Annotated in this window: 10 protein-coding genes; 9 read left to right on the forward strand and 1 reads right to left on the reverse strand. The window is 63.4% G+C overall.

Going from position 1 to position 14,026, the window contains the following annotated elements:
- Positions 1-206: 206 nt before the first annotated feature.
- Entirely contained in the window at positions 207-1,097 is an 891-nt protein-coding gene (locus PJK54_RS00410) for a LysR family transcriptional regulator (RefSeq protein WP_077372378.1), read from the reverse strand.
- Positions 1,098-1,416: 319 nt separating this feature from the next.
- Between PJK54_RS00410 and leuC the strand changes: the two genes are divergently transcribed.
- The 9 genes from leuC to PJK54_RS00455 all read left to right on the forward strand — a co-directional run bounded on the left by leuC (position 1,417) and on the right by PJK54_RS00455 (position 14,011).
- Complete coding sequence (gene leuC / locus PJK54_RS00415) at positions 1,417-2,868, forward strand: 3-isopropylmalate dehydratase large subunit (protein ID WP_141392273.1); 1,452 nt, start codon at positions 1,417-1,419, stop codon at positions 2,866-2,868.
- Between the two features lie 11 nt (positions 2,869-2,879).
- Positions 2,880-3,533, forward strand: coding sequence for a 3-isopropylmalate dehydratase small subunit (gene leuD / locus PJK54_RS00420; protein WP_271301953.1), 654 nt, complete (start codon positions 2,880-2,882; stop codon positions 3,531-3,533).
- 142 nt (positions 3,534-3,675) lie between these two features.
- On the forward strand, positions 3,676-4,758 hold the full coding sequence (leuB, locus tag PJK54_RS00425) for a 3-isopropylmalate dehydrogenase (RefSeq protein WP_271301954.1): 1,083 nt from the start codon (positions 3,676-3,678) through the stop codon (positions 4,756-4,758).
- Between the two features lie 220 nt (positions 4,759-4,978).
- Positions 4,979-6,100, forward strand: a complete 1,122-nt coding sequence (asd, locus tag PJK54_RS00430) for an aspartate-semialdehyde dehydrogenase (RefSeq protein ID WP_084209075.1) — start codon at positions 4,979-4,981, stop codon at positions 6,098-6,100.
- Positions 6,101-6,703: 603 nt separating this feature from the next.
- Positions 6,704-9,469 carry a type IV pilus assembly protein FimV gene (locus PJK54_RS00435; protein WP_271301955.1) on the forward strand — a complete coding sequence of 922 codons (2,766 nt, stop codon included), beginning with the start codon at positions 6,704-6,706 and terminating at the stop codon, positions 9,467-9,469.
- Positions 9,469-10,542: a tRNA pseudouridine(38-40) synthase TruA gene (gene truA / locus PJK54_RS00440; RefSeq protein WP_271301956.1), complete on the forward strand. Its 1,074-nt coding sequence runs from the start codon at positions 9,469-9,471 to the stop codon at positions 10,540-10,542. The genes PJK54_RS00435 and truA overlap by 1 nt, the downstream gene beginning before the upstream one ends.
- Before the next feature lie 22 nt (positions 10,543-10,564).
- Positions 10,565-11,197, forward strand: a complete 633-nt coding sequence (locus PJK54_RS00445; RefSeq protein WP_271302123.1) for a phosphoribosylanthranilate isomerase — start codon at positions 10,565-10,567, stop codon at positions 11,195-11,197.
- A 344-nt stretch (positions 11,198-11,541) separates the two neighbouring features.
- The gene (gene accD / locus PJK54_RS00450; RefSeq protein WP_271301957.1) at positions 11,542-12,573 is read left to right on the forward strand and encodes an acetyl-CoA carboxylase, carboxyltransferase subunit beta; all 1,032 of its coding nucleotides are present in this window, start codon (positions 11,542-11,544) and stop codon (positions 12,571-12,573) included.
- Complete coding sequence (locus tag PJK54_RS00455; protein WP_271301958.1) at positions 12,566-14,011, forward strand: bifunctional folylpolyglutamate synthase/dihydrofolate synthase; 1,446 nt, start codon at positions 12,566-12,568, stop codon at positions 14,009-14,011. Before accD ends, PJK54_RS00455 begins: the two co-directional genes overlap by 8 nt.
- The last annotated feature ends 15 nt before the right edge of the window (positions 14,012-14,026 follow it).

Below are 14,026 nucleotides of genomic sequence, written 5' to 3' on the forward strand. Positions count from 1 at the left end.
TGGCCGTCCCTCCAACGCCAGCAAGGCCGCCGCCGCCAAGGCAGCGGAAGAGGCCAAGAAGGACGAGGCCAAGCCTGCGGCCAGCAAGACGGATGGCTCAGCGGGCAATGACAAGGACACTGGCAAGCGCTGATCAGCGGCACCACCAGCAGGACGTTCTACAGCAACGCCAGCCCTCAGGGCTGGCGTTGTGCTTTCGAAATTCGTCAGCGGTGTCTCGAGGCCGCATCCCTTGCCCCTTCCAGCAGCTCGATCATGGCGCTGGCGGCATTCGAGAGGGTGCGGTTGTTGTGATAGAGGTAGCCGAGCTGGCGCTCGATGGGGCGGTGGTCGATGGGCAGGATCTCGATCTCGTCGTCGATCATGCTTTCCGGCAGCACGCTCCAGCCCAGGCCGATGGCGACCATCATCTTGAGGGTCTCGAGGTAGTTGGTGGACATCGAGACTTCCACCGAGAGGCCGTCACGCGCGAAGGTGTCGATGACGATGCCACGCGTGAAGGTCAGGTGGCCCGGCAGCACGGCGTCGTGCTGTGAAAGGGCGGCCAGCGGCAACGCCTTGTGTCCCGCCAGCGGGTGGTCTCGTCCGCACACGAAGCGCATCTCGTCCAGCCACACCGGCACCACCGTCAGATTGGGATCGCGATGCGGTGCCAGAGTGACGACGGCCAGTTCCAGCTCCCCATCCAGTACGCCCTGATAGGCCTGTTCCGAATCCAGGAAGCGCATGTCCATGCGTACCTCGGGATGGGACATGGTAAAGGCCTTGAGCAGTGGCGGCAGACGGTGCAGGCCCACATGGTGGCTGGTCGCCATCGTCAGGCTGCCTTTTACCTCGCCGGACAGATTGCGCAGCGCGCGCCGCGTGTCATCGTGCATCACCAGAATGGCACGTGCCCGCGGCAGCAGGATGTTGCCGGCCTCCGTCAGGGTGACGCGCCGCCCGATGCGATCAAACAGCCGCGCGCCGTGGAGCTGTTCCAGCTGCGCGATGCGCTTGGAGACAGCGGGTTGTGTCAGGTGCAGCTGTTCGGCCGCCAGTGAGAAGGAGGCGGTTTCCGCGACGGCAACGAAGGCCTGCAGAGAGGGTGTGTCCATGTGGGGCAGCTATCCTGTCATGAGGGCATTCAGAAGAATGATCTTCCGTGCGATCAGGGGGAATGTCGGCTGAGGCAATGGTATTCCTTCTGGGAATCCAAAGCATGAAAAACATGAATTGCTTTTATTCATCGCCGCCGAGTACTCTTGATGCACAGGACGCGGCGGCGATGCTCGAGCCTCTGGTGGCAAGCCACCTGCGACATGGCTCGCACGACCGCCCCGCCATCAACACTGGACGACACACCTCATCAAGGGGCCGCCACGAGCCCCGAGGCAGCAAGCGCTCTTACCGTAGGGCGCCACGAGGAGACACGACATGGCCAGCCAGACCCTTTATGACAAGTTGTGGGACCAGCATCTGGTCAAGCAACGTGAAGACGGTACTGCACTCATCTACATCGACCGTCACCTGCTGCACGAAGTGACGTCGCCGCAGGCCTTCGAAGGGCTGCGTCTGGCCGGTCGCAAGCCGTGGCGTCTGGATGCCAACCTGGCAACGCCGGACCACAACGTGCCGACCTCTCTCAAGGAGCGCGCTGCCGGTATCGCGGGGATCGAGGATGAAACCTCTCGCATCCAGGTGCAGACCCTCGACGACAACTGCAACAGCTTCAACATCGAGCAGTTCACCATCAATGATGCGCGTCAGGGCATCGTGCACGTGGTCGGGCCGGAGCAGGGCGCAACCCTGCCGGGCATGACCGTGGTGTGTGGCGATTCCCACACCGCGACCCACGGTGCCTTCGCGGCACTCGCTCACGGTATCGGCACCTCCGAGGTCGAGCACGTGCTCGCCACCCAGTGTCTGATCCAGCGCAAGATGAAGAACATGCTGGTGCGCGTCGATGGTCGTCTCGGCACTGGCGTCACCGCCAAGGATGTCGTGCTCGCCATCATCGGTGAGATCGGTACCGCCGGCGGTACCGGCTATGCCATCGAATTCGGCGGCTCCGCCATCCAGGACATTTCCATGGAAGGCCGCATGACCATCTGCAACATGGCCATCGAAGCCGGGGCACGGGTCGGTCTGGTCGGGGTCGATGACATCACCATCGATTACCTGCGCGACCGTCCCTATGCGCCGAACGCCCAGCAGTGGGAAGCGGCCGTGGCCGACTGGCGCAATCTGGTCTCCGATGCAGACGCCGAATTCGACAAGGTTGTCGTGCTCAAGGCGGAAGACATCGCCCCGCAGGTCACCTGGGGCACCAGCCCGGAGCAGGTCACCAGCGTCAATGGCGTGGTGCCGGACCCGGCAGCCGCCAACGATGACACCGAAGCGCGTGGCATCACCCGTGCGCTCGAGTACATGGGCCTCAGCGCTCAGCAGAAGATCACCGACATCAAGCTGGACCGCGTGTTCATCGGCTCCTGCACCAACTCGCGTATCGAGGACTTGCGTGAAGCGGCGCGCGTGGCCGAAGGCCGTACGGTCGCCAAGAGCCTCAAGCAGGCGATGGTCGTGCCGGGCTCTGGCCTGGTGAAGGCACAGGCGGAAGCCGAAGGACTGCACGAGATCTTCCTCGCCGCGGGCTTTGAATGGCGCGAGCCGGGCTGCTCCATGTGTCTGGCGATGAACGCCGACAAGTTGGGCGCCGGCGAGCATTGCGCCTCGACTTCCAACCGCAACTTCGAAGGTCGTCAGGGATTCGGTGGGCGTACGCACCTTGTCAGCCCGGCCATGGCCGCCGCTGCCGCGATTGCGGGTCACTTCGTTGATGTTCGTGACTTTGCCCCCATTCCTACTTCCGATACCCACGCAGCCTGAGGAGGCCCGACATGGAAAAGTTCATTCGCCAGCAGGGCCTCGTGGCACCGCTCGATCGCGCCAACGTCGATACCGACCTGATCATCCCGAAGCAGTTTCTGAAGTCGATCAAGCGTACCGGCTTCGGCCCGAACCTCTTCGATGAGCTGCGTTATCTCGATGAGGGCTATATCGGACAGGACATCAGCAAGCGTCCGCTGAATCCGGATTTCGTGCTCAATCAGCCTCGTTACTCAGGCGCAAGCGTGCTGCTGGCACGTCGCAACTTCGGTTGCGGCTCCTCGCGGGAGCACGCGCCCTGGGCACTGACCGACTTCGGCTTCCGTGTCGTCATCGCGCCGAGCTTCGCCGATATCTTCTACAACAACTCGTTCAAGAACGGCCTGTTGTTGATCACCCTCGACGAGGGCACGGTGGATCGCCTGTTCAAGGAAGCCGAAGCGGTGGAAGGGTATCGTCTGGATATCGATCTCGAGGCGCAGGCCGTCATCACGCCGTCCGGTGAGTCGATCGCCTTCGAGGTGGACAGCTTCCGCAAGCATTGCCTCATGGAAGGCCTGGATGACATCGGTCTGACTCTCAAGGATCAGGACGCCATCGACAGCTTCGAGACGCGTCATCGCGCCGAGCGTCCGTGGCTGTTCCGCGATGGCAAGACGGCCTGATCTGTCCAGCGTCACGCCAGTCAGCGCCGAAGTCGCAACACATTCGTCATGGCTCGCCGTCCAGAGTGGCAGCGAGCCCAGTCTCAGCACCGGCGGTGAACCGTCGGTCTTGCCGGATGCTCTCCGGCCCAAGGAGTTCCAGATGAGCCGCAATATCCTGATTCTGCCCGGTGATGGCATTGGCCCGGAAATCACGGCCGAAGCCGTGAAGATCCTTGAAGCCGCACGCAGCGAAGGGCTGGACATCACGCTGAGCGAAGGCAAGGTCGGTGGTGCAGGGTATGACGCGGCGGGCCATCCGCTGCCTAAGGACACGCTGGACGCCGCCAAGGCGGCAGACGCCATCCTGCTCGGCGCGGTCGGTGGCCCGCAGTGGGACAAGCTGGAAGATATCTCCCTGCGTCCGGAACGCGGCCTGCTGGGGCTGCGCAAGGAGCTTGAACTCTTCGCCAACCTGCGCCCGGCAATTCTCTACCCGCAGCTGGCCGAGGCCTCCAGCCTCAAGCCGGAAGTGGTGTCCGGTCTGGACATCATGATCGTGCGTGAGCTGACCGGTGGCATCTACTTCGGCCAGCCACGTGGCATCGAGACGCGCGACGGACAGCAGGTCGGCTACAACACCTACGTCTATTCCGAGTCCGAGATCGAGCGTATCGGCCGTACCGCCTTCGAGATGGCCCAGAAGCGCAACAAGAAGCTGTGCAGCGTCGACAAGGCCAACGTGCTGGAAGTCACCATGCTGTGGCGTGACGTGATGGAGCGCATCTCCGCCGACTATCCGGATGTCGAGCTGTCGCACATGTACGTCGACAACGCCGCCATGCAGCTGGTGCGCGCACCGAAGCAGTTCGACGTGATGGTCACCGGCAACATGTTCGGCGACATTCTGTCGGATGAGGCCGCGATGTTGACCGGTTCCATCGGCATGCTGCCGTCCGCCTCGCTGAATGCCAGCGGCCAGGGCATGTATGAGCCGTGCCACGGCAGCGCGCCGGACATCGCGGGTCAGGGCATCGCCAACCCGCTGGCCACCATCCTGTCGGTGGCCATGATGCTGCGCTACTCGCTGAATGAAGCGGCGTGGGCCGAGCGTATCGAGAAGGCCGTCGGTGTGGTGCTGGATGAAGGTCTGCGTACCGCCGATATCGCCTACGCTGGCACTCGCAAGGTCTCCACCTCTGAGATGGGCGATGCCGTGCTGGCCGCCTTCAAGGCCCAGGCGTAAGGCAAGACCCGCGTGAACGCCGCTCGTGAGTGGCGTTCACGCGAGATGATCATGAGGAAGCCTGGCGTGCGTCGCTGGGCTTTCGTGTCAGGACCTGCGGCTGGAGCGTTAGGCAAGGCTCGCCTCGTGTGAGTTGCCTGTGCTCGCTGCGGGTCATTCCTGTGCCGGGAGCTTCGGTGTCTTCCGTGTTCCCGGCCGTGCATGAACAAGGAGAACAAGCATGTTGAAAGTCGGATTTGTCGGTTGGCGTGGCATGGTCGGTTCCGTGCTGATGCAACGCATGCGTGATGACAACGATTTCGCCGGTATCGAGCCGGTATTCTTCTCCACCTCCCAGGTCGGTCAGGCCGGCCCGGACGTGGGCACGCCGGTGCCGGCGCTCAAGGATGCCAACGACATCAACGAGCTGAAGGCGCTGGACGTCATCGTCACATGTCAGGGCGGCGACTACACCAAGCAGGTGTTCGGCCCGCTGCGTGAAGCCGGCTGGAAGGGCGACTGGATCGATGCGGCCTCCACCCTGCGCATGGAGAAGGATGCCGTGCTGGTGCTGGACCCGGTCAACCGTCACGTGATCGATGAGAAGATCGGTGCCGGTGCCAACACCTTCGTCGGCGGCAACTGCACCGTCAGCCTGATGCTGATGGGCCTGGGCGGCCTGTTCGAGGCCGGCATGGTCGAGTGGATGACCTCCATGAGCTACCAGGCGGCGTCCGGCAGTGGTGCGCGCCACATGCGTGAGCTGCTGACCCAGATGGGCCAGCTCAATGGCAGCGTGGCCTCGGAGCTTGCAGACCCGGCCAGCGCGATTCTGGATATCGACCGCAAGGTGACCGCCACCATGCGCGGCGATGATTTCGCGACCCAGCAGTTCGGTGCGCCGCTGGCCGGCTCGCTGCTGCCGTGGATCGATTCCCCGATGGAATCCGGTCAGACCCGCGAGGAGTGGAAGGCCGGTGTCGAGGCCAACAAGATTCTCGACAGCCAGGGCAACCCGATCATGATCGATGGGCTGTGCGTGCGGATCGGTGCGATGCGCTCCCACTCCCAGGCCTTCACCGTCAAGCTCAAGCAGGACGTGCCGCTGGACGAGATCGAAGACCGCCTGGCCAAGCACAATGACTGGGTCAAGGTCGTCGCCAACACCAAGGAAGACAGCCTCAAGCACCTGACACCGGCTGCTGCTACCGGCACCCTGACCGTTCCGGTCGGCCGTCTGCGCAAGCTGGCGATGGGTGGTGAATACCTGTCTGCCTTCAGCGTGGGTGACCAGCTGCTGTGGGGGGCCGCGGAGCCGCTCAAGCGCATGCTGACCATTCTGCGGGAACATCGCGCTGCCTGATCATCACGATGGCTGGCCCTCGCGGTTGAGTGCCATGGCGTGATGCAAGACGTCGCCCCCGACTCTTCGGAGCCGGGGGCGACTTTTTTTCGCTCGAAAATTCTGCAATCGAAAATCCTGCAATCGAATGTCCATGCACTCGAACGTCCCTGGCGAATGTCCTAGCGAATGTCCTGGCGGACCATGTCCGGGTTCCCGGTCATGTCCCGAATGCCCAATGAAGGGTGATTGCGATGGTCGGTCGTGCCGATGATCGGCAGTGCCATGGGCATCAGATGACCGGCATGTCATTCCAATGACTGACCGGCTTCATTCCGGCTTGCGCATTTTTTGCGAATTTGGCTGGCGATGTTGATGCATGATGGCATCTCGTATGCATATTTGAGTATCGTGTCAGCCGGATGAGGTGGAGCTGGTCACTCCTGTCATCCGGGGAGCAGGTGGGCTATCAGAGGGGACGACGCCCGCTAGCGTTGAAATTTTTCTGGCTGAGTCGCGCCTTGCCTGAATCATGAGGCGGACTCTCTGGTATCTTATATGTAAGAATACGTAACATAATGCGCCGGCCGGACACTGAATCGGTCGCATACGAAGGGACACTCAATGGGACGCAAGCTTCCTCTCGCACTGGCGATCTCCTTCGCCATCTATAGTGCTCAGGCCTTGGCGGTCGGCATGGAATCGCCGCGATTGCGCTCGAATCTGAATCAACCGCTGGATGCCCGCATCGGCCTGACAGATACCTCCGGGCTTGATAGCAGCCTGATCAAGGCGAACGTCTCCGATGCCGCCGCCTTTGCGCGTGCCGGTGTGGACCGCAGCTATGTCAGTGATGACGTCAAGGTGGCCATCAAGCAGCAGGGCAGCCGCTATTATCTTCAGCTGACCACCAACGGGGCGGTACGTGAGCCCTATGTGGATCTTCTGCTGGACGTCGAGTGGCCCAATGGCAAGCTGCAGCGTCAGGTCACGCTGCTGTTCGATCCGGCGGGCTATTCCAGTCAACCGGCACTGGTGACGCCTTCTGGTGCGCGCTCACGTCCGTTGGCCGACACGGGGTCGACACCCTCGCGTTCCGTGGTCTTCCGTGACAGTGGTCAGTCGTCCTCGGCAAGCGCTGCGCCCGCGGCGGGCGAAACGCCGTCAAGCATCAAGGTACGCAGTGGCGATTCCCTGTGGACCATCGCACGACGCGTGCGGCCGGATGCCGGGGTCAGCATCCGTCAGGCCATGCTGGCGATTCAGGAAGCCAATCCCAGTGCCTTCCCGGGCGGCAACATCAACAAGCTGAGGGCGGGGGTGGTCCTGAGCGTTCCCGATCGCGCCACCATGCTGGGCCGCTCGCGCACGGCGGCCGATCGCGAAGTGCGTGAGCAATATCAACAGTGGGTCGCGGGGGCGCAAGGCAAGACCATTCCTGCCCCGGCCAGCAAGAAGACGACGCCCGCGTCTCCGAAGGATACCGCCACGGCCAGTGAGACGCCCGCTGCAGCGCCCGCTCCCAGCGGCCCCGCCAGTGCGGGTGCTGACGGCAAGCCGCGCCTGACGCTGATCGATGAAGAGGCCACGCCGGCGAGCAAGGCGGCCGCCAGTACGCAGATTTCCGCAGGCAGCCAGCAGGCCATCGATGAGCTGTCGGATCGCCTCGAATCGCTGGAAGACCAGTTGCTGACCAACCAGCAGCGTCTGGATCAACTGGAGCAGGAGCGTGACGACCTGCGTAGTGAAGTCGCTTCATTGCGCAGTGAAGTCGGTGAACTGCGTGCTTCCCTGGCCGAGCGTACCGAGCAGCTGGAAACGGCCAAGGTATTGCTGGCCAAGCAGAACCGTCTGCTGGTCAACAGCGGCATCACTCCCTTGACGCTACCCGAGAGTCTGGTCGCTGCCGGGGTGGATCTGGGCCAGCCGCGTGATGGTGAAGGCAATCTCGTGTTGCCCAGCCAGCCCTGGCCGCAGGCGACGTGGAAGTGGGTACAGGACAATCTGATGATGGTGGGCGGCGCGGCGGGAGCATTGCTGTTGCTGCTGTTGCTGTTGCTGCGTCGTCGCTCGGGGCCGAAGGATGACTCCAGCATGAGCTTCGCGGATGCCGTGCGTCACAACGACCAGGACCTGCAGGACCCGTCACGGGGTGCCTTTGGAGCTGCAGCGGGTACCGCTGACAGACAGGTCCCGGAAGAGACGTCCGCAGTGGCAAGTCGTGGCTCTCACACTCTTGAGCCTCTGGCCCAGCCTGAGGCCGCTGCCATCAGCGAGGCGGATATCTTCATCGCCTATGGACGCTTCGATCAGGCGCAAGCCCTGCTGGAAGCCGGTCTTGCAGACGATGAGAGTCGTCAGGACCTGCGTCTCAAGCTGATGGGTGTGCATGGAGAGCTTGGCAATCTCGAGGCGCTGAATCACGAAAGCGAGAAGGTATTGGCGGCGGGCAATGCAGAAGAGCGTGAAGAGGCTCAGGCGCTGCTCAACCGTTATGCCGGAATGGGTAGCCCCATGCGTGCCGCCATGGGTGGCGCGGTGGCCGCAAGCAACGTGACGCATCTCTCCGGTGTCGTCAGTCAATATGCCCAGTCCCTGCGTGTGCCATCCTCGGCCAGCGCAGCCTCTGAAAGGCTGGCGGCAGGTGGCGCGAACCTGCAGGACGATGAGCGCGAGCCGGAAGGTGACGTGTCTGACTCTTCAGGCGAAGGGCAGGACAGTGGCTCGTTCGAGGATGACTTGCACGCTGATGCCGCCGTCACGAATGACACTCCGGCAGACGTGGGAGTCGCATTCGAGCCCGGCCTCAAGGGCAAGAGTCCCGAGCACGGAAAGGCGGCACCCGATACCAGTTTCTTCAGTGACAACGTGATAGATTACCAGGCGCCGGAACTGACGCTTGATGACGGTGTGGAGCCTGCGGCAGTGGCAAGTGCCGAGAAGGCGGACGAGGCGCTCAAGGGTGAGGCGGTCGAATTTACCTCCGCCTCCATCGATGAGGAAGGTGAATCTGCGAAATCCAGTGCACCTTCAGGCGACGAGGTGGCGCCTGCAAGCGCCTTTTCAGCAGCCGACGAGTTGCCGTCGCTGGATAGCATGACGCTGGAAGAGGTGGATGTCCCTCGTCGTGATATCTCGCAATTCGAGGTGGAGGAAGTGGCGTTCGAGTCCGGGGATCAGGATAATGCCTATCCCTCTGTCGGCATGGCAGGGGCAGGGGCTGGCGCCCAGGACAGCGTGGCCTTCCAGCAGCTCGAGGAAGCCCGCCAGTTGCTGGTGGATGGTGAGGATGATCAAGCGGCAGCGCTGCTTGAGCCGCTCGCCTCCGCCAGTGACGGGATGATCCGTGAAGAGGCGCTGGCGTTGATGGAGCGCTTTGGTCTGACCTGATGCCCTTTTTTACACCGCTTGATGATAATGAAAGACGCCCGGGGCGCATCGCTCTGGGCGTCGAGTATGATGGCAGCCGCTATTGCGGTTGGCAGCGCCTCAGCCACGCACCCTCCGTGCAGGAAACGCTTGAAAAGGCGCTTTCCAAGGTGGCTTCCACTCCCATCACCGTCCACTGCAGCGGGCGCACCGATTCAGGTGTGCACGCCGTGCGTCAGGTCGTGCACTTCGATACCCCCGTGGGCCGCAGCCGCAAGGCATGGCGCATGGGCGGCAACGTCAATCTTCCCCCGGATATCGGCATCCATTGGGCGGTCCCCGTTCCCGATGACTTCCATGCCCGATTCAGCGCCATCGCGCGTCGTTATCGCTACATGATCATCAATCAGCCTTTTCGGCCGGTGATGGAGCGTCACAACGCCACCTGGTGTCGTGAACCCCTGAATGTCGCCGACATGCAGGCGGCGGCCGCCCATCTGGTAGGGGAGCTGGACTTCTCGGCCTTCCGTGCGGCAGGTTGTCAGTCGCGCTCGCCACGACGCCACGTGCATTTCATCGAGGTGAGTCGTCACGGCCAGCTGGTCATGATCGACATCCAGGCGAATGCCTTCCTGCACCACATGGTGCGCAATATCGCCGGTACCTTGATGGCCATCGGGCGTGGCGAGAAGCCTGTCGAGTGGATCGTCGAGCTGATGCGCGGGGGAGATCGCACGCGTTCGAGTGCCACGGCAGCAGCCACGGGACTTCACTTCGTCGACGTCATCTACCCGCCGCGCTATGAGCTTCCCAGGGAGCCGCTCGGGCCTGGTCTGGTGGCCCATCTCGGGGAGTGGACGGGAGAGCGCCCCTTGCCGGATTGCCCGATGGTACGCTCACGCCTGGCCCGTGCCGAAGCCGAGGGTGCCGAAGAGGCTCGGGCGGCAGGCAAGCTCAGTGAAAAGGAAGCCATTCGGCTGGCAAGCGTTGCCCGTGAGGCCGAGCGTCTCAGTCGGGAACATGAACAAGCGATTCCTGCCGCAGGATCGCCTGCCGCAGGATCGCCTGTCGCACAGAATGATTCCTCACGTTGAACGGAGTGATCCCATGACCGAGATGAGCGCTCGAGCGAGCCAGCGTACCCGAATCAAGATCTGCGGATTGACACGTGAACAGGATATCGCCGGCGCCGTGACGGCAGGTGCCGATGCGCTGGGGTTCGTGCTGTGGGCGGGCAGCAAGCGGGCGGTGGACGTTGCTCGCCTGGCGGAGCTTTCGCGCCTGGTGCCGGCATTCGTGATGCGTGTCGGATTGTTCGTCGATGCCAGTGAGGCCGAAGTGGCCGCCGCTGCCCCGCATCTCGATCTGCTGCAATTCCATGGCAACGAAACGCCCGAGCAGTGCCGCGCCGCTGGCCGCCCCTATATCAAGGCGTTGCGCATGCGTGACGGGATCGACCTGGCGGCAGAGGCAGAACGCTTCCATGACGCACGCGGTCTGCTGCTGGATGCCTATCGTCCCGGTGTCCCCGGTGGCACGGGCGAGACCTTTGACTGGTCGCGCATCCCTCGAGAATTGCCCCTGCCGGTGATCCTGGCGGGCGGGCTCGAGGCCGGCAACGTGACGGAGGCGGTCAGGCAGGTAGCGCCCCACGCGGTCGATGTCTCGGGAGGGGTAGAGTCTGCCCCTGGCGAGAAGTCATGGGAGCGCCTCCAGGCGTTCTGTCAGGCAGTACGAGCCGCCGACTGACTCCACTGATGCCCTGCGCGGCATGCCGCAAGGCCTGCGCGGGACAGGCGCAACACTGGACTCCACAAGGCAATTGGCATATCGCACTACCCGCAAGGGGGGCGAAGCCGCTACAATGTTTGCCAGAATCTGGAAAAGGGGCCGTACGACCAATGGGTTGCACGGTCTTTTCCTTTGGCGCCACTGACTTCCTCCAGCGTCCCGAGACAAGGGGGCGAAGAGGGTGTCAGTCGTTGCCCGCCACGTCCTTGCCTCCTGGAGAGGTGGGCGTGTGCCAACTCGCATGGCCGCCGACAGTCGTCGAGCGGTGCCCAGAACAGCAGCAAAACGGAAGCCTCCCCACCATGAGCTGGCTTGACAAGATTGTGCCGTCAATGAGCCGTATCCAACGCAAGGATCGGCGCACCTCCATTCCTGATGGCCTGTGGCGTAAATGCCCCAAGTGCGAAGCAGTCCTGTACCTTCCGGAGCTGACCAAGCACGACAACGTCTGCCCGAAGTGTGACCACCATCTGCGTCTCACTGCGCGTGCCCGTCTGTCCTGGTTCCTCGACAGCGAGGGTCGCGAGGAGATCGCGGCAGATCTGGAGCCGGTCGATCGCCTCAAGTTCCGCGATTCCAAGAAGTACAAGGATCGCCTGAGCGCCGCCCAGAAGCAGACGTCCGAAAAGGATGCGCTGGTCGCCATGCGCGGCACGCTTTCCGGACAGCCTGTCGTGGCCGTTGCCTTCGAATTCAGCTTCATGGGCGGCTCGATGGGTGCCATCGTCGGTGAGAAGTTCGTGCGTGCCGCCGAACTCGCGCTGGCGGAAGAAGTGCCGCTGGTATGCTTCGCGGCCTCCGGTGGCGCGCGCATGCAGGAAGCACTGTTCTCCCTGATGCAGATGGCCAAGACCTCCGCTGCGCTCGAGAAGCTCAAGCAGGCAGGCGTACCGTACATCAGCGTGCTGACGGATCCGGTCTTCGGTGGCGTATCGGCATCGCTTGCCATGCTGGGCGACCTGAACGTTGCCGAGCCGAATGCCCTGATCGGCTTCGCTGGCCCGCGTGTCATCGAGCAGACCGTGCGCGAGAAACTGCCGGAAGGCTTCCAGCGTTCAGAGTTCCTGCTCGAGCATGGCGCGGTCGACATGATCATCCACCGTCGCGACATGCGTGAGCGTCTGTCCAGCATCCTGCTCAAGCTGCAGGGTCTGCCGGTCAAGGCTGACTTGCAGGCACCGGGGGTAGATGCCACGGAAGTCGTCGTCGAAGGTGAGGCTGTCGAGGCTGCACCGAGCGAGCCGCAGCCTGCAGAGCCGCGCTCCGCGGTTGACAGCGTGCTTGACGAGACATTCTCCGCCGACAAGCCGCAAGGCGATCGTCGCGATGGCTGAGCAGGCCAATGCGCCGGGCCACTGCAGCACCCGAGAGGTGCTGCAGTCCCGTGAGCGGCCTCCGCTGAGCGTTGCTGCCCTGCATGAGGCCGTGCCACGCGAGCTGTCACTGCAAGACTGGCTTTCGCGTCTGGAGCGCCAGCATCCCGTCAGCATCGACATGGGGCTCGCCCGCGTGCAATGCGTGGCTGAGCGTCTGGGGCTTGTCGGCCCCGGGGCTCGTCGCATTGGCGAGCGGGTCATCACCGTGGCCGGTACCAACGGCAAGGGCTCCACGGTCGCCATGCTCGAGGCGCTCGGGCGTGCGCATGGTCTGACGACCGCGACTTACACCTCTCCGCACCTGCTGCATTACAACGAGCGTGTGACCCTCGATGGGCAGCACGCCAGTGATGCCGAGCTGATCACTGCCTTCGAGCAGGTGGATTCGGCGCGTCATTCGGATGCGGGAGATGGGCAGGGCGTGATCAGCCTGACCTACTTCGAGGCCGGCACGCTCGCTGGCCTGTGGTTGATCGCTCAGCGACAGCCACGGTTGGCGATTCTGGAGGTCGGTCTCGGCGGGCGTCTGGATGCCGTCAACATCATCGACTGCGATGTAGCGATGATCACCACCGTGGCACAGGATCATGCTGCCTTCCTGGGTACGGACCTCGAGAACATCGGCTTCGAGAAGGCGGGTATCCTGCGTGCAGGGCGCCCGGCCATCTTCGGCTCCGATCACTTGCCGAGCAGCTGTGCCGAGCACGCCCGCTCGCTGGGTGTGACGCCTCAGGTGCTGTGGCAGGACTTTGTCTGGCAGGACGCCTGCGAGCAGGACCTCGCCTCCCCGGCAAGGTCGTCAGCGGATGGGCTCTGGCGCTGGCAGCGACTGAGCGACCCCGTCATGACCCTCGAGGCACTTCCGGACCCCGGCCTGCCACGCGACAACGCGGCCAGTGCGCTGAATGCGCTCATCGCAGCCGGTGTGGCGCTTGAGGTGTCATGCGTGCGCCATGCCATGGCCAATGTCCAGCTCAAGGGGCGCATGCAATGGGTCCAGCGTCATGGGCGTGACTGGTGTCTGGATGTGGGGCACAACCCGCATGCGGCAGGTTATCTGGCCAGTCGTCTGGCGGCGCGTGAGCGTTCCGCTCGACCGCGTCTGGTGCTGCTGGCCATGCTGGGAGACAAGGACGCACGAGGCGTGATCGAGTCGCTGTCGCCCGTGGTGGATGGCTTCGTCGTGGCGACACTGGGCGGCGAGCGTGCTCGCCAGGCCAGTGAGCTGGCTGCCGTGGTGCGTGCCTGCCAGGGGACCGTGCTGGCGGAATGCGATTCGGTCGCTGAGGCGGCGAATTGGCTGGTGGAGCATGCCACCGCGGGGGAGGTGCTGGTCTGCGGCTCCTTCTTCACGGTCGGCGAAGCGCTGGCATGGCTTGACGACGAGGATGCCTGAGGTGAAGCAGGACCG

Source organism: Cobetia sp. MMG027, from assembly GCF_027947415.1.
Classification (GTDB): Bacteria; Pseudomonadota; Gammaproteobacteria; order Pseudomonadales; family Halomonadaceae; genus Cobetia; species Cobetia marina.